Consider the following 17,960-nt stretch of genomic DNA (forward strand, 5'->3'; position numbering starts at 1 on the left):
ATGCGCAAGCGGTGTACAGGCTTCACGTTGCTGGAGCTGATGATCGTCATCGTCTTGATCGGTGTGTTGCTGGGCATGGCGAGTTTTGCCACTGGTCTGAATCCAGCGCGCCAGGCGAGGCAGGAGGCGCACGCGCTTGTGCAGGTCATGCAACAGTTGCGAGAGCGCGCCGTGATCGAGGGGCGCGAATATGGCCTGCGACTGAGCATCGAGGGCTATCGCGTGATGCGGTATGACATTCGCGGCTGGGAATCGGCGGGCAGCTTTTATCGGTGGCCCGATAACGTTCGGGTGCGGCTCAAGCAAGACGGGTATTCGCTGATCCTCGGCGCTGACGCGGGACCGCCTCAATTGCTGTTGCTCAGCAGCGATGAAACCAGCGCGTTCACGCTGACGTTCATGTCCGCCGACAGGACCTGGCTGAGCCTTTCCGGGGACGGCATAGGTGAGGTCGTGATCGATGGGTAGCCGTCATTCCATCACGCACATGCGCGGCTTCACGCTGTTGGAAATCATGGTGGCCCTGGCGATTTTTGCAACGCTGGCGGCCGCTGTACTGTCCGCGAGTCAATACGTGGTGAAGCAGACCGCCGGTATCGAAGCGCGCGTCTTCGCGGCGTGGTTGGCGGATAACCGGCTCAACGAACTGCGTCTGCAACCGCACTTGGCCATCGGTCAACAACACCTGATCGTGCACATGGATCGTCGCGACTGGATGCTGCGCCAGACCATCAGTGCGGCGAGCGATCCGGACCTGCTCAACATCGACATCCAGGTCACGCTGGCGGGTCGCGAGCAGACCTTGTATCGCGCCAACGGCTGGGCACCCAATCGCCATGAATAACCAGCAAGGGTTCACGTTGCTGGAGCTGGTTATCGCGTTGGCGATATTCGCGCTGCTGGGGTTGGCCAGTTGGAGGTTGTTCGATGGTGTGGTGCGCGTGCAGCAAGGTACGACGGCTCATGAACGTGAATTCAGAAGCCTGCAACGCGCCGTGGCCGTGATCGAACGCGACCTGATGCACGTGACCGGGCAGCCTGTCGTGCTGACGCAGGCAGGCCTGCAATTACAGCGCAGCCACTGGCGTAATCCCCTGGACCAGCCCCGCAGTGAACGCCAAACGCTGAGCTATCAGCTGGAGAACGGCGCGCTGTGGCGCGAGAGTCGCGGGGACGGCACGGCGATCGTGCAACGCCAGAAGCTGCTCGACGAGGTCCGTGATTTGAGCTGGAGACTGTTCGATGACGAGGCCGGCTGGCTGAGCGATTGGCCGGCCGGACAACACAAGAACGCGCCAATGGCGCTGGAAGTTCAGGTCTCGGTCGGACGTTTCGACGCGATCCGTCGGGTGCTGCTGATGCCAGGCTCGCGGCCATGAACGGGCGCCAAAAAGGCATCGCATTGATCAGCGTATTGCTGGTCATGAGCCTGGTGCTGTTGATCACCAGCGCCTTGCTGCGCAGTCATCGCCTGATGCTGCAAAGCAGCGCTCAACAGCTGCAGCAGTTACACCTGCGTCAGTTGGTCGTAGGCGCCGAAGCCTGGGCACGGCTGCAGTTACAGGACGCGGAACAAGGCACACCTAAAACCGTTGATCTGACTCAGGACTGGGCTCGCCTGACGCCTGCATTCGACATTGAAGAGGCGCAAATCAGTGTCGACATCGAGGATCTCGCAGGACGCTTCAACCTCAACGCGTTACTGAAGCCGGGACAGATTGATCAGGTCACGCTCAACCGTTGGGCGCGCTTGCAGGCATCGCTCGATCTTGCACCGCTGCAGCTCGGCCAGGTGGGGGAATTGCGGGAGCTGAGCCAGCTCCGATTACTGCCGGGCTTTGACGGTCAGGTGTTGCGACAACTTGAACCCTGGGTGGCGCTTCTACCTCCCGATGCGGCTCTGAACATCAACACAGCACCCGCGCTGATCTTGAGGACCCTCGGTGAAGTCGACGCCGCACTTGGCGATGCATTGGTTCGGCAGGCGTCGACCTCTGCTTGGGGCAGTGTTCAGGCGTTCACCCAGGACCCGATGATTTCCGGTTTGGGCCTGAGCAGCCATGGCCTGGGGATCGCCAGTCGCTGGTTTCGGATCACGGTGCAAGCAACGTCTGGAGAGCGCAGGTTGCGCTTGGTGACCGACGTCGAACGTGACCTTAAAACGCGCCAACTGACTGTCCTGCAAAAACGTTTTCTCCCTTCGATGGCCAACGAGACTTTGCGATGAACACCTGGCTTTACCTGACCGCCGAAGGCCTCGATGCAGGGTCGACTGACTGGCCCTGCTGCGTCTGGTCACCGACCGGCCAACGTCAAACCCTGTCCATAGATCAAGCAGCGCAGGCGTTGAACGGGCAGGCCGTCGACCTGCTGTTGCCAATCGAGTTATGCAGCTGGGTGCGTAGCGATCCCTGGCCTTCGCGACGTGCTCCCGACAAACGAGTCATCGCGTTTGCGGTGGAAGATCAACTCAGCGAGGCGCTCGAGGCGCTGCACCTCTGCATAGGTTTGCGTGACCATGAAGGACGTTACCCGGTGATGGTCATTGCCCGACAACGATTGACCGCCATCCTGACGTTGTTGGCGGCGTCGGGCATTGAGGTTCGTTCGATCTTCGTTGATGCCGACGTCTTGCCCGACGATCACGCGCTAGGCGTCTGGTGGTGGGGTCGATGGATTCTGGGTGGGGGGTTGCCGGCGCGGATGGCGTTGTCGGAAGACGGGCTGACGCAACTGCGGCCCATGTTGCCCGCGGACATTCAGTGGTGCGACGAGCGTCAGGATGGCCCACCCCTTGATCAATGGCTGAAGACGCGCCCAGCGCATGCAATCAATCTGCTGCAAGGTGCTTTCGCCCCGCGTCGCAGGTCTTTGCCTTGGCGCCTCGGCGGGTTTGCGATGGCGATGCTGTTGTTGATGACCTGGGGCGCCAGTGAAATGCGCATTCGTTTTCTGGACAGTGAAACCCGTCGTCTTGTCACGCAAAACGAGCAGCGGTTCAAGGCGATCTACCCTGATCAAAGCCGCATCGTGGATCTGGCCGCGCAACTCAAGGCACTTCAAAGTCGACCGGTGGAGTCGCAGAACACGCGCATTGCGGGCCTGGTGAAACTGATCGATCAAGTCATCGGTGCCAGCGCTGTCGAGGTGCGTCGTATCGAGTTTCGGGTGGGGGACGGATGGAAAATCCAGCTGACCGCCAACAGCTTTGCCGAGCTTGAACAGTTGCGTGAACGGGGGCGGCAGCAAGGCATGTCCGTCAGGCTCGATAGCGCCACCAAAGAGCGCGACAACGTGCACGCGACCCTCACCGTGGAAGACAACGCATGAAGCAGGTATGGCAGCGCATTTCTGTGCGTGAACAACGGTTGCTGCAAGCCCTGGGTGCTTTCTTGCTGATCGTTGTGGGATTCAGTCTGATCTGGCAGCCGACTCGTCAGCGCCTGGAAACCGTCGAGCGTCAACATCGGCATCAGTTGGCACTGGTTGCGCAGCTGCAACACGCGCAACCGCGCAGCAATGCTCCAGCTGATTCCGGTCAGCCCCTGTCGCTGCGCATCAGCGACAACGCCACGGCGGCGGGGCTCGATATCCACCAGATGGAAACAGACGTCGATACAGTGCGCCTGACCCTCAGCGGCAACGCGAACGCCGTGATGCAATGGCTCGACGGCGTCGAGCGTGAGGGGGTTGCGCTGCAATCGTTGACGCTGGAAAAACGGGACGCGCTGCTGGAGGCGCGGGTGGTGTTCAGATAGGGGTGCCGTTGCCGGGCAATAGCGGCAGCTTCGCCAACTTCAACGCCACGAGCAGCGCAATCACCAGCAAGGTGCCAACGAACAGCCCGATCCCGTTCCACCCACCCAGGTGCCAGAACACGCCGCCCGCCGTCCCGGCAATGCTCGACCCGGCGTAATAGCTGAACAGGTACAGCGACGATGCCTGCCCCTTGGCCTTGGTGGCGCGGCGGCCGATCCAGCTACTCGCAACCGAATGCGCGCCGAAGAAGCCGAAGGTGAAAATCAGCATGCCGATGATCACCAGGGGCAGTGGCGTGAACAGGGTCAGGGCAAGACCGGCGATCATCAATACGATGGTCGACCAGAGCACTTTGCGGCGGCCCAGTCTGTCGGCCAACGAACCGATTTTTGCTGAACTGTAGATCCCCGACAGGTACACCACCGACAGCAGTCCGACGAAGGCTTGTTCCATGTGGTAAGGCTCGGCCAGCAGGCGATAGCCGATGTAGTTGAACAGGGTGACGAACGCGCCCATCAACACAAAGGCTTCAAGGAACAGCAGCGGCAGGCCGGCATCGCGAAAGTGCATGGTGAAACCGTCGAGCAGGCTGCGCGGGTGCAGCGAGCGTGGGCGGAAGTTGCGCGATTCCGGGAGGATTTTCCAGAACACCGCCGCTGCAATCAGCGCCAGGCCTCCGATGACCAGCATCGCCGTGTGCCAGCTGACGAAGTCGATCAACACGCCGGTGATCAAACGCCCGCTCATCCCGCCGATGGCGTTGCCGCCGATGTACAGGCCCATCGCCAGGCCGATGTGTTGTGGGTGGATCTCCTCGCTCAGGTACGTCATGGCGACCGCCGCCAGACCGCTCAATGACAGGCCGATCAGCGCTCGCATCAGCAACACGCCGTGCCAGCTCGGCATCATCGAACTGGCGATGGTGCACAACGCTGCAGCGAACAACGCAGCAACCATCACCGGTTTACGCCCCACTCGGTCGGAGATCGGGCCGGTGATCAGCAGGCCGATGGCGAGCATGCCGGTGGCAACCGAGAGGATCAGGCTGCTCTGCGCTGCATTGATGGCGTATTCGTGGGACAACAGCGGCATCATCGGTTGCACGCAGTACAGCAGGGCGAAGGTCGCGAAGCCGCCGCAGAACAGCGCCAGCACCGTGCGCATGAACATCGGCGTGCCTTTTTCGATGTAGATCTCCTTCATCTCGGCGACGACATCGTCCAGCGCGGCGGGTGGAACTTCATGGGCGAGTGGAGCGACAACAGTTTTCACTTCGGACCTCGGTAGCAGGCAGCCGGTCAGGCAATGAAAAAAGCATATAGCTGCCTAATGATTCAATCCAATATATTGTTCGACCTGTTTGAGAGGTTTTACGACCTAATGGAGTTTTCATGGAATTACGCCACCTGCGCTACTTCATCGCCGTCGCTGAAGAACTGCACTTTGGCCGCGCCGCACAGGTGCTGGGCATCTCGCAGCCACCGCTGAGCCAGCAGATTCAGGCACTGGAACAGGAAGTCGGGGCGCGCTTGTTCGAGCGTACCAATCGTCGGGTCGAGCTGAGCGAAGCCGGCCGACTGTTTCTGGAAGAGGCGCGACTGGCGCTGGCGCAGGTCGACAAGGCTGCGGACGTCGCACGCCGGGCGCAACTCGGTGAGCTGGGCGAAATGAAGATTGGATTCACCTCGTCGGCGCCCTTCAACTCGACCATTCCCCAAGCGATTTTTTCGTTCCGCCAGCGTTTTCCGGCGGTGCATTTGAACCTGCGGGAAATGAGCAGTACCCAAGTGGCTGAGGCGCTGGTGGATGAGTCGATCGAAGTCGGGATCATGCGACCGCTGGGGCTGCCGGATTCTCTGAGCGTGGTGGAGCTGATGCGTGAGCCGCTGGTGGCGGTGCTCAGCTCCAAGCATCCGCTGGTGAATGGCAGCGAGGGCGGCCTGTTTCTGTCAGCCCTGGCTCTCGAACCGTTCGTCTTTTTCCCACGCAGCTACGGCAGCGGGCTGTACGCGCAACTGCTGAGCCTGGCGCGAGACTCCGGCTTCAGCCCGCACTTCGCCCAGGAAGCCGGCGAGGCGATGACTATCATTGGATTGGTGGCGGCGGGGTTGGGCGTGTCGGTGCTGCCGGCGTCTTATCAGCGGATGCGCATTGATGGGGTCGTGTACCGACCTTTGCTTGATCCGGCAGCGGTGTCGGCGGTTTGGCTGGTGCAACGCAAGGATCAGAAATCGCCGATGGCGCGGGCGTTTGTGGAGTTGTTGACGAGGAAGGTTGAAGGGGAAAATCAAAGCACCGCACCCCGTACATTTGAAGTTACGGATCGACCTTAGAGATTTGTCTGTTCCTTGCGCATTATCGATTTCTTTTGATGAGTGCCACGGATGCCACTTCTGTATCAACCTAAGGAAGGTAGTGTGCTGATTTGCGATTTCAGAGGTTTTGAAGTCCCCGAAATGATTAAAGTCAGGCCTGTTGTCGTTATACGCAAACACAGGACGTACAGCTTGTTGGTAACGGTTGTCCCTTTAAGCACCACTGCGCCGGATCGTCTGCTGGAACACCATTTGGAACTGCAAAGCCATCTCCAGGGTGCCAATGCAGTTTGCTGGGCAAAGTGCGATATGGTTGCAACCGTCAGCTTGTCGAGACTTGACCGGATCAAAAGCCGGGATCGCCAAGGGAAGCGCGTTTATTTAATTTCACAACTTGAAGCAGATGAGTTTCACGCAATCAAAGCCGCAGTTCGCAGCGCGCTTGGCTTGTGATGTCATGAGGTGTGGCATACGGGCCAACTGCCAGCTGTTGTCCCTGGTTCAGTTTCAAGCAATATTACCGGAGTTCCCGAAAGGGGCTTGTGAGACTCTGAGGATCCTGGGTAACCAGTCATCGCAGAGCCAGACAGGTACAGAGCGATGACAAGCCAACCTGTTTGTGAAGGGGCGCCGAAAGGCGCCCTTTGTCGTTTCTGGTGTCGCATAAGCAACTGCTGCGCAGTCAATCGCGGGCAAGACCGCTCTCACAGGTCAAGCGGTGTGAACGCGATGGTCGCCACACTGCAAAAATTTGTGGGAGCGGGCTTGCCCGCGAAAGCGTCCGCCAGCCCACCAGAAACGGTGCGTTCACCTACGCCAAATCGGACGATTCGCTGAAGGGTGTAGGACATTTCCATATTGCCTTGAGCAGGCCACAGCGCCTTGCGGCATTGCCTACAACTAATCCAGAATCCGCCGGCTTGTGCGCCTTGGGGGCGGTCGATAACTTGGTTCGGTCACTGATTCCCAGTGATCGGGTTTAGTCGCCCGGGGTTGTTAGTAGGTGCACAGCGTTCTATTCAGTCAGGTATCCCTCATCCCTGTACTTAATGGTGGTTGTGCGCAGGGCGCTTTCGGGCGCGCCGGTATTGCTAACTCCCCGGTCGACTAACCTGCGCACAGCCGCCACCCATTCGTTTAGTCGCGAGGCAGTTGCGGCTCCATTCAAGGAGTTGGCAAATGTTAAAGGTCACACCGAATCCGCCGGACACCGATCCGACGTCGCCGCACGAAACCCCCAATTCTGAAAAGCCGCTCGAAGCCACCGATCACATGGCCGGTCGCACGCGCCAACCGAGCTCCATCTTCCTCATCGCCCCTGATATCGACAACCAGACCCTGCTGGAATACGCCTGCGAATCCCTGGCCTCAGCGAACGTCATGGCCAGCGACTTTGTGCGGTATCTGGAGGGCTCGCAGTGCAACACTCTGCTGGGGATTCAGCAGTCGATCATGCTGGGAGAGCTGGCGGTGAATCGGGTGCTGGATAACCTTGATCCACCGTAAGCAGCTACACCACTGATCGTTTCCACGCTCCGCGTGGGAATGCCTCAACGGACGCTCCGCATTCGGCTCTGGATGGGACGCTGAGCGTCCCGGGCTGCATTCCCACGCAGAGAGTGGGAACGATCAATAAACCATCAATGTGGGAGCGGACTTGCAGATTAAGACCAACGCCGAAAAATCAGCGACGTATTCACCCCGCCAAACGCAAAATTGTTGTTCATCACGTACTGATTACTCATCTGCCGGAACTCGCCCCGCAGGTATTCCAGCTTGCCGCAATGCGGGTCAACTTCATCGAGGTTGAAGGTATGTGCGTACAAATCGCTGTTCATCATTTCGATGCTGAACCACGACTCCAACGCCCCGCAGGCGCCGAGGGTGTGGCCGAGGAAGCTTTTCTGCGAGCTGATCGGCATGTGTTCACCAAACAGCGCGCTGGTCGCGAGGGTTTCGGCAATGTCGCCTTGTTCGGTCGCGGTGCCGTGACCGTTGACGTAGCCGATGTCAGACGGCTGCAAGCCTGCGTCTTCCAGCGCCAGCTCCATGGCCCGGCGCATGGTGACTTGCTCCGGACGGGTGGTGTGCTGGCCGTCGGCGTTGCTGCCGAAGCCGACGAGTTCGGCATGAATGCGCGCACCGCGAGCCAGGGCGTGTTCGAGTTCTTCGAGCACCAGCATGCCGCCACCTTCACCAATCACCAGGCCGTCGCGGTCCTTGTCATAAGGGCGCGGGGTGGTTTGCGGGGCGTTATTTTTCAGGCTGGTGGCGTAGAGCGCATCGAAGACCATGGCTTCGGTGGGGCACAGTTCTTCGGCACCGCCAGCGAGCATCAGCGGCAGGCGGCCGAACTTGATCGATTCGTAGGCGTAACCGATGCCCTGGCTGCCGCTGGTGCAGGCGCTGGACGTCGGAATCAACCGGCCGGTGAGGCCGAAGAAGATGCTGATATTGGCGGCGGTGGTGTGGGGCATCATGCGCACGTAGGAATTGGCGTTGAGCCCCTCGGCGACCGAGTTGAGCAGCATGTTGCCGAAGGCCTTGATCTCGTCCGTGCTGCCGGTGGAAGACCCGCAAGCGACGCCCATGCGCCCATCCTTGATCGATTCATCGCCCAGCAACCCGGCATCGGCGAGGGCTCGCTCTGACGCTCCAACGGCAAGGCGCGAAACGCGGCCCATGCTGCGCAGTTGTTTGCGAGTCCAGTGGCTGGGCACCTTGAAGTCATCGATGGGCCCGGCCAGGCGGGTGTTGAGTTCGGTAAACCGGTCCCACTCGTCCATTCGGCGAATGCCGCTGCGGTTGGCCGCGAAGTTGCCGGCGATGGTTTCCCAATCGCTGCCCAGAGAAGTGATGCCGGCCATGCCGGTGACGACGACGCGCTTCATCAGCACAGGCCTCCGTTGACGGCCAAAACCTGCCGGGTGATGTACGACGCTTCCGCCGACATCAGGAAATTCACTGCACCGGCCACCTCTTCCGGGGTGCCCATGCGTTGTGCGGGGATCATTTTCATCAGTTCTTCCACCGGCACGTTTTCATCGAGCATCGCCGTATCGATCAGGCCGGGAGCGACGCAGTTGACGGTGATCTTGCGCTTGCCCAGTTCGATCGCCAGGGCTTTCGCCGCACCGATCAAGCCCGCCTTGGAGGCGCTGTAATTGACCTGGCCACGGTTGCCGATCAACCCCGACACCGACGTGATGCAGACGATCCGCCCAGCGGCGCGACGACGAATCATCGGCATCATCACCGGGTGCAGCACGTTGTAGAAACCGTCGAGGTTGGTGCGCATCACCACATCCCAATCATCCTCGCTCAGGGCCGGAAAAGCACCGTCGCGTGTCAGCCCGGCATTCAGTACCACCCCGTAATACGCGCCGTGGGTTTCCACATCGGCCTCAAGAATGGCTTTGCAGCTGGCACGGTCGGACACGTCGAATTGCAGCACGCGGGCATGGCGGCCCAGGGCTTCGATTTCTGCCTTCACCGCCTGCGCGTCGGCGAGACCGCTGCGGCAATGCAACACGATGTCATGCCCGGCCTGGGCCAGCCGCAAGGCGATAGCGCGGCCGATGCCACGGCTGGAACCGGTGACCAGTACGGATTCAGTCATGACTGGACTCCTTCGATTCATGAAGATATTGCGCAGGCTGAGGCGGGCGGAACACGTTCAGACGGGCGGTGGCGTGGATGCCGGGGGCGTTGATGTGGCATTCGAACACGCCCATGCCGTTGTCGTCTTCCAGCGAGCGCAGCCCGTGGATGGTCAGCTCGGTGCCGGCGGGGAAATGTTCGACGTTGCATTCGAATTTACGGGTGCCCAGCAGGAAGCCCAGCGCCACGGCATCACCACGCTGACGTGCATGACAGCCGGCATAGGCGGCAACGCTCTGGGCCATCAGTTCGATGCCGACCCAGGCTGGCAGGCTACCGTCGGGACGGTTGAACAGGCCGTCGGGTTTGACGGTCAGCCGGGTGAGGATCTGCTCGTCATCGAAGGACAAAACCTGCTCGATCAGGATCATGTCGCCAGCGTGAGGCAGCAGTTCGGCGAGCGGCCAGTCGATCATGGTGCGTCTCCGATTATCAGGCTGACGTTGTTGCCACCGAAGGCAAAGGAATTGCTCATCAGGTAGCGAGGTGCAATGGACGTCAGCCGATCGGCCGGGGTCACCCACTTCAGTGCGGGCAGCCCAGGGTCTGGCTGGCCATCCCAGACGTGCGGCGGCAAGGCGTGCTGTTGATTGTCAGTGCTCAGGCTCAACCAGCAGAACGCCGCTTCGAGCGCCCCGGCAGCGCCGAGGGTATGACCGGTCATCGGTTTGGTCGACGAACACGGCACGCCTGAGGGGAACAGCGTAGCCACCGCCAGGCTTTCCATGGCGTCGTTGTGTTGCGTGGCGGTGCCGTGCAGGTTCAGGTAGCCAATCTGCTCGGGTTGCAGGTTCGCGCGGTTCAAGGCTTTGCGCATCGCTTGCAGGGCTCCGCGGCCGGTCGGTTCCGGGGCGGATATGTGATGGGCGTCGGAGCTGGCGCCGCTGCCGAGCAGGGCAATCGATTGATGTTCGCCGGCACGTCTGGTCATCAGAAACAGCACCGCCGCTTCGCCGATGTTGATGCCGTTGCGATTGACCGAAAACGGATTGCAGCGTTGCCCGGATACCGCGTCCAGCGCCGAGAACCCGTTCAATGTCAGCTTGCACAGGGTGTCGACCCCGCCGCACAGCACCGCGTCGCACAGGCCGAGATTCAGCAGGCGCTGGGCACTCATCAACGCCCGTGCGCTGGACGTGCAGGCGGTGGAAATTACATAGGCCGGACCACTCAATTGCAGCCATTGCGCAAGGAAATTCGCCGGCGCGCCGAGTTCCTGTTGCTGATAGTCGTATTGGGCGGGAAATTCATCTTCACGAATGTAGTGAGCGAGCCCGCGACTGGCTTCGTCGATGCCCGACGTGCTGGTGCCCAGGACCACGCCGATACGATCACGACCGTAAGTCTGGATGGCCTGGTCGATGTCGTCACGAATCTGCAGCGCGGCTTCGAGCAGCAATTGATTATTACGGGTGCCTTGGTCCGCGAGTCCAGCGGGAATGGCGGCGAGCTCACCGCGTACGGCGGCCACCGGTAATGAGCGGTCTGCGACCCAGCCGCTTTCATTGCGCATGCCGGAGCAGTCACCGGCAAACAGATGGTGTGCTACTTCCTGCTTGTCCCGACCCAGGGCACAGATCACCCCGAGTGCGTTCAGATAGGCCGTCATGGCGTGTCCCCGCTCAGCGGCGTGACCTGATATTTCGGGCCTTTAGGCAGGGTCAGCTCAAAATTCATCGGCTGCGCGTAACGCACATCCCAGTGCTCGGGCAGGCTCCGTTGTGCGCCATGTTGCCAGGCGAGCGGATAGTGACCCTGGAGTTGATCCTTGGGCGTCAGCGCAAACATCAGTGCCGCGAACAGCTCTCTCGCTTCTGGATTCGGCGGCAGCAGACCGTCGGCGTGCCATTCACCGTCGACCAGTTTCTGCCGTGCCTGTGGGATACCCAGCAAGTCCATCATCGACCAGCGAATCCCAGGGCCTTCGCGCTGGATCACCAACACCCAGTCCAGACGCTGATCGTCTTGCAGGCGCTGGATGTGCAGTTGCAACGGCAATGGCAGGTCCGGGGTCTGCTCGGGCAGCGGCGCGCGGCTGGCACAGGCGCTCAACAGCAAGGCGGCGCCCAGTAGCAAAAACCTCGCTATCCCGGTAGGCGTGAGCCTGCTCGCGATGACGGTATTACATCCAACAGTCAGATTGCCTGAGCCACCGCAATCACGAGCAGGCTCACTCCCACAGAATTTGACGACAGTGAACATCACAGTGCTCTCTCAAGCGGTTTGCGGGCCACCACATTGACCAGGGTTTCTTCCCGCTGGCCAAAGGGCTTTGGCTGACGCAAGCCGAAGCGTTCAAGCAAACCGAAATCCCTGGCGCGGCTCCACCACAGGTACGGGTACGAAACGTTCTGCGGACTGAATTCGAAACCCTGTTGGCGGATCATCTGCAGATACCCGGCAGCGCTTTTCTGCACGTGCATCGGATGACGAAACAACCAGCGAATCACCCACGTATCAATGTAAGCCTCGGTGGACTCGGCGAACAGCAGATAACCGCCCGGCTTGAGCACCCGGTAGAACTCGGCCAGGGCTTCGTCTTGCTCGACCAGATGGTGGAACGTCTGGTGGCAAAACAGCAGGTCAACGCTGGCATCCGGCACGTTGATGCGGGCGCAGTCGCTGCCGATCAACTCAACTTCCATCCCCTGACGGGCCGCTTCTTCACGGCTAAGGAGCAAGCTGTGTGGGTCGGCGTCCAGACCGATCAATCGCTGAGGCGAGAAGCTCTGTTGCAGGTACTGAAACGACTTGCCCTGACCGCAACCGGCATCCAGCAACACGGGATTGCACGGCAGCGCTTCAGTGAACAGGTTGCGCAAATCATTGATGGCGACTCGCAACACATGGTGCTGCCAGGTATGGCTGCGCAGGAACCAGAAGCCGAAGCGGGTTTCCTCGACGTAGTTGTCGCTCAGGTAACTCATGTCGCATCCCTTGCACAGAGCTCCGACAGCATGCGCAGTCGGCGTTTGGGTTCGGCAACGAACGGGTTGCGCACGTCCCAGGCATAGCCCGCTAGGATTGCGCTGATCATGCGGCGGATATCGGGTGAGCTGTCCGGGTGGTAAATCACGTCCTGGAAAGTCCCGGCGTACCAGCCTTCGACGTAGCAGCGGAACGTGTCCACGCCACGCTTGAGCGGTTCGGCAAATTCGGTCTGCCAGTCGACGCTTTCGCCTTGCAGTTGGCGGTGCAGAGCGGCGGCGGCCATGCTCGCCGAACGCATGGCGATGGTCACGCCCGAGGAGAAGACCGGATCAAGGAATTCCGCCGCATTACCCAGCAACGCAAAGCCCGGGCCGTGCAGGGTTTTGACGTTGGCGGAGTAACCGCCGATGGTGCGCGCCGGCGTATCCCACACGGCATTGTTCAGCACGCCGGACAGGCTAGGGGTTTCAGCGATGAATCCGCGCAGGCAGTCGTCGAGATTATCGGCGCGACCTTCGAAATGTTCCGCCGCCGCGACCACGCCTACCGAGCATCGGCCATTGCTGAAGGGGATGGTCCAGAACCAGATGTCGCGTTGGGTCGGGTGGGTGGTGACGAGGATTTTCGTGCGGTCGAAAGACGGGTTGTCGATATGGTCTTCGACGTGGGTGAACACGGCCTGGCGCACCGGAAAATTCGAGGGCGCTTCGAGGTCGAGCAAGCGCGGCAGGACGCGGCCGTAACCACTGGCATCGAGCATGAACCCGGCTTCGATCTGGTACTCGCTGCCGTCTTCTCGCTGCACACCGAGCAGGGGGTTTGGCCGGTCGATATCAACGCTGACAATGGCTTCGCCGTAGCGGACTTCCACGCCTTGCAACGCGGCCTGATCCGCCAGCAGCTTGTCGAAATCGGCGCGCTGTACCTGGAAGGTGGTGGGCTTGCCGTTGCTGAAGGTGTCACCAAAATCAAAGGCGCTGTACTGCTCGCCCCAGGCGAAGGCGGCGCCGGTTTTCAGCTGGAACCCGGCGGCGTTCACTGCCTCGAGCATGCCGGCTTCTTCGACGAAATCCAGGCAGTGGGACAGCAGGCTTTCGCCGATGGAAAACCTCGGGAAATGCTGGCGCTCGATCATCAGCACATCGTGCCCCTTGCGCTTGAGCAGCGCGGCGGCGATTGCGCCCGACGGGCCTGCACCGATGACAACAACCTGGCGACGTTCCATTTCAACTGTTGGCATGGGGATTCCTTGTCGGGGCGGCGATGTTCATGGGGGTTCGGTGCATACCGGCCAGTGCCGGCAGCAGTGTCGCAATCAGGCCCATCAGCATCAGCGCAAAGTACAGCGCCGGGCTGATGAGTTGTTGTTGCAACAGCAGGTTGAGAAAGACGATCTCACTCAAACCGCGAATGTTCAGCAGGATACTTTCGCGCCAGCGGCTGGCGCCTTCGAACGATGCACCGGCCCAGCCCAGGCCGAGCCAGTTGCCCAGCAGTTTACTGGCAATCGGCAACAGCAGCAGTGCACTCAGTTGCAGTCCGCTGAGGCTGTCCATGGCGCTGTGGACGTTGATCTGCACGATACCGAACGTGAGGATCAGCGGGATCGCAATGTACGTCTGCAGGCGACTCATCCACAGGGCCGGCAGCGGCAGAATCAGCGGCACTTTCAATGTGGCCATGCACAACAGATAACCGATGCCGAGAATCAGCGCGTTAAGCCTGTAGTGTTCCGCGAGCACCAGCAGGGCGAAGAAGCAGCCACTGTGCAGCAACGGTTGGCGCAGCCTGAGCAGACGCAGCAGCAACGGCAGGCACGCCCCGGCGAGTGGCAGCAACAGGCTGCTCAGGTGCAGGCTGCCCTGGGCGATGGCGAACAGGGTCCAGCACGTGAGGTCGATCAGGATCGCGGTTTGCACCAGTCGCCGAGTGGCGGCAGTCGGGTAGTTGATGTGCCGCAGGTACAGGTACAACACCGGGATCGCGGTAATGGCGAACAGCAAACCGACCGCCAGTGAACTGATCCACGGTTGCGCCGGCAGCAGCCAAGCGGCCGTCGCCAGTCCGCAGGCGAACGGAATGCAGAAACTCGGCAGAGCGATTTTCAGGCTCTGGCGATCAAGGCGCAGGTCGATCACATCACTGAGGATGTGTCCCAGCAGCAGGGCAAAACTCAGGCTGTAGAGATTTTTCAACCAGGTTGGCGAGATCAGTTGAGCGCCGCTCAACTGCCAGCCCGGCTCGATCCAGAAGTACATCAACAGCGGCAAGCCGAGGGTCGCCAGGAGCAATTGGCTGACGATCGGGATCAGGCCGAAGTGGCGCCCGACACGAGTGGCCACGGCGAACAGCACCAGGGCCATTGCCCAAAACCCGAGGATCATCACGCTGCCCGCTCCGCAACCACAACCGCATGTTTTTGGCGCCCGGCCCACGGCGCCAGCATGAAGCTGAAGGCCAGGCCCAGGCTCACCGAGAGGCCAAAGTTGCTGACGGCAGGGGTGCTCGAAACCGCGAGTAAACCGAACGACAGCCAGGTGGTCAGCGCTGCCAGCAAGGTGCCCAGCAGGCTCACGGCAGCGCCGCCGACCTGCTCGCGCATGAGGATCGCGTAATCGACACTGATCGCCGTCACCAGCAGCAGGCCGAACAGGCTGAACAACGTCAGCGGTTGTCCCAGCCAGCCCAGACTGGCCAGGCTACACAGTGCGGCCAGCAACGGCAGGGCGACGATGCGCAGGGCACCGCCGAGGCCGAACGGCAGGATCAGCACCAGCACGATCAATACGCAGGAGGCGAGTTTCAATTCAGCGGCGCTGATCTGGGTGGCGGCAAACACCGAATTCAGTTCACCGAGGCGATCGACCAGTTCCACTCCCGGCAAGTCCCTCGCCTGAATTTGCAGCAGCGCAGGGTTGTTCAGACCTTGCAGGCTGACCATGGCCGCCACACCGCCGTCATCGGTCGGGCCCAGCCAGAGGGGGCGATAAGGCTCCGCCAAGGGGCCGGCCAGTGCCGCGTCGATGTCCTGAGTGGGCAAAGCCTGCAGCTTCGTCACTTCGGCGTGCAGCGCTTCGGCCGGCACACCGAGGTCGAGCAGTGGCTGCCAGAATTGCGCCAGTTTTTGCAGCGCTTCGCGCACCTGCAACTGCTCGCTTGGCTGACTGACCAATTGATTGAGCGAGAGGTAGCCCTGAAGTTTTTCCAGGTTGACCAGTTGATCCAGGCGGTCGCTCAGCGCGGTTTGCCGTTCGAGCAATTCCTCTTGATTGGTCGCCCGCACCAGGAAGAATTGACTGGTGGGCTGATAGCCGGTGATGCGCGCAATGGCTTGAGCTTCATCGGTCAATTGCTGCGGTGCGCCGACCCATTGGCGAATATCGTTCTTGCTGTCGAGCTTCAACAGACCGCCCACGCAGAAGGCGATCAGCAAGGCCAGCAGCACCGGCGTGCTGGCATGTTTGAGCAATGCCTCGCGCAGCTTCAGCAAGTATTCGGAGACTGTCAGCGGCCATTGCGCTGGTCGCAGATCGACGCCCTTGAGCAGCGCAGGTAACAGGCACACCGCAGACAGGTAAGCGCCAAGCAGCCCGGCGGCAGAGAACACGGCGATCTGGGTCAGGGCCGGAAAGGGCGTCCAGGCCAGGGCGAGATAGCCGATGCAGCTGGTGATCAGGCTCAGCGTCAGGCCGGGCAACGTCAGGCGCAAGGCCGGCCAACTGTGCCAGGGTTTCAGGCTCCAGCTCTTGGACAGGTAATGCAGCGGGTAGTCGACGGCAACGCCGATCAGGCTCGAACCCAGCACCAGCGTCATGACATGCATATGACCGAACAACGCGACGCACGCGACTGCGCCGAACAGCATGCCCACCAGTACCGGGACGAACGCGAGCACAACGCGCCAGCGTCGGAAGGCCAGCAACAGCAACAGCAAAATCCCGACCGTCGCGCCGCCGCCCACCCAGGTCATCTCGCGGGTGGCTTGCTGCTGGCCATTGGCGGCGTACAGCAAGCCACTGGCGGCGAGTAGTTGCACGTCGGCCTGCGCCGCTTCTTCGCGACTGGTCTGGAGCAGCTCGGCCACTTGCAACGGCAGCTTCAAGTCGAAAGCGTTGCCGGTGGTGCGTGCGCGCAGCAACACCCAACTTTTGCCGTCGGCGTCGGCAATCAGCGCGCCGCTGCCGATGTCCAGCTGCACTGCGCCGTGCTGCGGCTGGCTGTTCTGGATGCGTCCGGTCAGGCCGAGCCAGTCATCCTGGCTCGGTACCAGCGTGAAGCCAGTGAAAGGGTCGAACAGCGCTTGTACGCGCTGTTGGATGAACGCGTCAGGATGCTCGATCAGCTGTTGCCGATCCTCTGCGGAAAGCATTGCCAATCGACCTTGCAACAGTTGCGTGCGCAACGCCGGCAGGTCGGCTTGCAGGTTCCACTGGACCTTTTCGAACAGGCCGCTGGCCTGCCACTGCTCCCCGAGTTTCTGCGCCATCGCGACGGCTTGCTGGCGATCGGTATGGCCGACCAGCACCAGCATTTCCCGGTTTAGCGGTTCTTGCATGCGTTGTTCGGCGCGCAGTTCCAATGCGTCCGGGGCGGTGCCCGGCACCAACTCCATGAGGTTGGCCGACAGCGGAGGGCCGTCACGCCATTGCCAACCAGCGAGCGCTAGCACCGCCAGCAGCAGGATCAGAAAGAACGTGGGGAGCCTGCGTTCATTCGGCAAAGTCATGCTGCTCCGCATCGGTTAACGGTTGTGCGCTGGTGCTGTCCTGCATGCGCAGCAGCGTGCTGTCGCCCTGGGTTTCCAGCAGTTCGATGCTGTGCACCAACTCACCCCCGGTGATGTTGATCTGGTTGAACACCTGCTTGAGCAACATCGAGCGGGGGATCAAGGTCAGCTTCCAGTCCTGTGCGTCGCCGCTTAGCGACAGCTCGAAATCCCTGGTCAGTCCGCTGCTGTCACCTTGCAAGACGGCGAGGAACAAACGGTTCTGCTCGGCGCCGGCACTTTTGCCCGGTAGCAGTTGCCAACCGTTGGCATCACGTCGTGAGATGCCTTTGTCGTTGATGCGGTAATCCTGTTGCAGCGGCGTTTTCAGTAACCACAGCAGGCCCTGATTTTTTGCGAGAACGAACGTGCCCTTGCTGGTCAACGGTTGAGGCAGGGCGCGCAGGTGTTTTTCCTGAATGAAACTGCCGTGGATCACATCGGGTTTGGCCAGTTGATTGCTGAGTTGTTGCAGATCAAACGCCTGTGCCGCCGACACACCCAACATTAAAACCAAGCCCGCCACCATC

The 17,960-nt window shown here is 60.9% G+C and carries 20 protein-coding genes; 9 read left to right on the forward strand and 11 right to left on the reverse strand.

Annotation, left to right across the window (positions count from 1 at the left end; translation table 11 throughout):
- The 6 genes from gspH to gspM are packed head-to-tail and all read left to right on the forward strand — an operon-like array spanning position 1 to position 3,758.
- Positions 1–468: a type II secretion system minor pseudopilin GspH gene (gspH, locus tag GBC55_RS23195; protein ID WP_162439911.1), complete on the forward strand. Its 468-nt coding sequence runs from the start codon at positions 1–3 to the stop codon at positions 466–468.
- Positions 461–844 (forward strand): type II secretion system minor pseudopilin GspI, encoded by a 384-nt coding sequence (gene gspI, locus GBC55_RS23200; RefSeq protein WP_162439910.1) that lies wholly within the window; start codon positions 461–463, stop codon positions 842–844. The genes gspH and gspI overlap by 8 nt, the downstream gene beginning before the upstream one ends.
- On the forward strand, positions 837–1,379 hold the full coding sequence (locus tag GBC55_RS23205; protein ID WP_162439909.1) for a type II secretion system protein GspJ: 543 nt from the start codon (positions 837–839) through the stop codon (positions 1,377–1,379). Before gspI ends, GBC55_RS23205 begins: the two co-directional genes overlap by 8 nt.
- Positions 1,376–2,227: a type II secretion system protein GspK gene (locus GBC55_RS23210; RefSeq protein ID WP_162439908.1), complete on the forward strand. Its 852-nt coding sequence runs from the start codon at positions 1,376–1,378 to the stop codon at positions 2,225–2,227. Before GBC55_RS23205 ends, GBC55_RS23210 begins: the two co-directional genes overlap by 4 nt.
- Positions 2,224–3,330, forward strand: coding sequence for a type II secretion system protein GspL (gene gspL, locus GBC55_RS23215; protein WP_162439907.1), 1,107 nt, complete (start codon positions 2,224–2,226; stop codon positions 3,328–3,330). Before GBC55_RS23210 ends, gspL begins: the two co-directional genes overlap by 4 nt.
- Positions 3,327–3,758: a type II secretion system protein GspM gene (gene gspM, locus GBC55_RS23220; RefSeq protein WP_162439906.1), complete on the forward strand. Its 432-nt coding sequence runs from the start codon at positions 3,327–3,329 to the stop codon at positions 3,756–3,758. Before gspL ends, gspM begins: the two co-directional genes overlap by 4 nt.
- On the opposite strand, the gene GBC55_RS23225 is transcribed toward gspM, so the two are convergent.
- The gene (locus GBC55_RS23225; protein ID WP_162439905.1) at positions 3,751–5,031 is read right to left on the reverse strand and encodes an MFS transporter; all 1,281 of its coding nucleotides are present in this window, start codon (positions 5,029–5,031) and stop codon (positions 3,751–3,753) included. The genes gspM and GBC55_RS23225 overlap by 8 nt on opposite strands.
- A gap of 119 nt (positions 5,032–5,150) precedes the next feature.
- On the opposite strand from GBC55_RS23225, the gene GBC55_RS23230 reads away from it, so the two are divergent.
- The 3 genes from GBC55_RS23230 to GBC55_RS23240 all read left to right on the forward strand — a co-directional run bounded on the left by GBC55_RS23230 (position 5,151) and on the right by GBC55_RS23240 (position 7,580).
- Positions 5,151–6,092, forward strand: a complete 942-nt coding sequence (locus tag GBC55_RS23230) for a LysR family transcriptional regulator (RefSeq protein ID WP_162439904.1) — start codon at positions 5,151–5,153, stop codon at positions 6,090–6,092.
- Between the two features lie 51 nt (positions 6,093–6,143).
- Entirely contained in the window at positions 6,144–6,527 is a 384-nt protein-coding gene (locus tag GBC55_RS23235; protein ID WP_162439903.1) for a type II toxin-antitoxin system PemK/MazF family toxin, read from the forward strand.
- Between the two features lie 726 nt (positions 6,528–7,253).
- Positions 7,254–7,580, forward strand: coding sequence for a DUF6124 family protein (locus tag GBC55_RS23240; RefSeq protein ID WP_178114330.1), 327 nt, complete (start codon positions 7,254–7,256; stop codon positions 7,578–7,580).
- A 158-nt stretch (positions 7,581–7,738) separates the two neighbouring features.
- On the opposite strand, the gene GBC55_RS23245 is transcribed toward GBC55_RS23240, so the two are convergent.
- The 10 genes from GBC55_RS23245 to GBC55_RS23290 are packed head-to-tail and all read right to left on the reverse strand — an operon-like array spanning position 7,739 to position 17,959.
- Positions 7,739–8,965 carry a beta-ketoacyl-ACP synthase gene (locus GBC55_RS23245; protein ID WP_162439902.1) on the reverse strand — a complete coding sequence of 409 codons (1,227 nt, stop codon included), beginning with the start codon at positions 8,963–8,965 and terminating at the stop codon, positions 7,739–7,741.
- The gene (fabG, locus tag GBC55_RS23250; RefSeq protein ID WP_162439901.1) at positions 8,965–9,693 is read right to left on the reverse strand and encodes a 3-oxoacyl-ACP reductase FabG; all 729 of its coding nucleotides are present in this window, start codon (positions 9,691–9,693) and stop codon (positions 8,965–8,967) included. The genes GBC55_RS23245 and fabG overlap by 1 nt, the downstream gene beginning before the upstream one ends.
- Positions 9,686–10,150: a hotdog family protein gene (locus GBC55_RS23255; RefSeq protein ID WP_162439900.1), complete on the reverse strand. Its 465-nt coding sequence runs from the start codon at positions 10,148–10,150 to the stop codon at positions 9,686–9,688. The genes fabG and GBC55_RS23255 overlap by 8 nt, the downstream gene beginning before the upstream one ends.
- The gene (locus tag GBC55_RS23260) at positions 10,147–11,343 is read right to left on the reverse strand and encodes a beta-ketoacyl-[acyl-carrier-protein] synthase family protein (RefSeq protein ID WP_162439899.1); all 1,197 of its coding nucleotides are present in this window, start codon (positions 11,341–11,343) and stop codon (positions 10,147–10,149) included. Before GBC55_RS23260 ends, GBC55_RS23255 begins: the two co-directional genes overlap by 4 nt.
- Positions 11,340–11,936 carry a hypothetical protein gene (locus GBC55_RS23265; protein ID WP_247266981.1) on the reverse strand — a complete coding sequence of 199 codons (597 nt, stop codon included), beginning with the start codon at positions 11,934–11,936 and terminating at the stop codon, positions 11,340–11,342. Before GBC55_RS23265 ends, GBC55_RS23260 begins: the two co-directional genes overlap by 4 nt.
- The gene (locus GBC55_RS23270; RefSeq protein ID WP_162439898.1) at positions 11,936–12,661 is read right to left on the reverse strand and encodes a class I SAM-dependent methyltransferase; all 726 of its coding nucleotides are present in this window, start codon (positions 12,659–12,661) and stop codon (positions 11,936–11,938) included. Before GBC55_RS23270 ends, GBC55_RS23265 begins: the two co-directional genes overlap by 1 nt.
- Complete coding sequence (locus GBC55_RS23275) at positions 12,658–13,905, reverse strand: NAD(P)/FAD-dependent oxidoreductase (RefSeq protein ID WP_162439897.1); 1,248 nt, start codon at positions 13,903–13,905, stop codon at positions 12,658–12,660. The genes GBC55_RS23270 and GBC55_RS23275 overlap by 4 nt, the downstream gene beginning before the upstream one ends.
- Entirely contained in the window at positions 13,892–15,049 is a 1,158-nt protein-coding gene (locus tag GBC55_RS23280) for a sodium:proton antiporter (protein ID WP_162439896.1), read from the reverse strand. The genes GBC55_RS23275 and GBC55_RS23280 overlap by 14 nt, the downstream gene beginning before the upstream one ends.
- On the reverse strand, positions 15,049–17,391 hold the full coding sequence (locus tag GBC55_RS23285) for an MMPL family transporter (RefSeq protein ID WP_162439895.1): 2,343 nt from the start codon (positions 17,389–17,391) through the stop codon (positions 15,049–15,051). Before GBC55_RS23285 ends, GBC55_RS23280 begins: the two co-directional genes overlap by 1 nt.
- A complete protein-coding gene (locus GBC55_RS23290; RefSeq protein WP_247266982.1) occupies positions 17,375–17,959 on the reverse strand; it encodes an outer membrane lipoprotein carrier protein LolA in 585 nt (194 codons plus the stop codon). The genes GBC55_RS23285 and GBC55_RS23290 overlap by 17 nt, the downstream gene beginning before the upstream one ends.
- Position 17,960: the final 1 nt, after the last annotated feature.

The sequence above is a fragment of the Pseudomonas sp. TNT3 genome (assembly GCF_010095445.2).
Lineage (GTDB): Bacteria > Pseudomonadota > Gammaproteobacteria > Pseudomonadales > Pseudomonadaceae > Aquipseudomonas.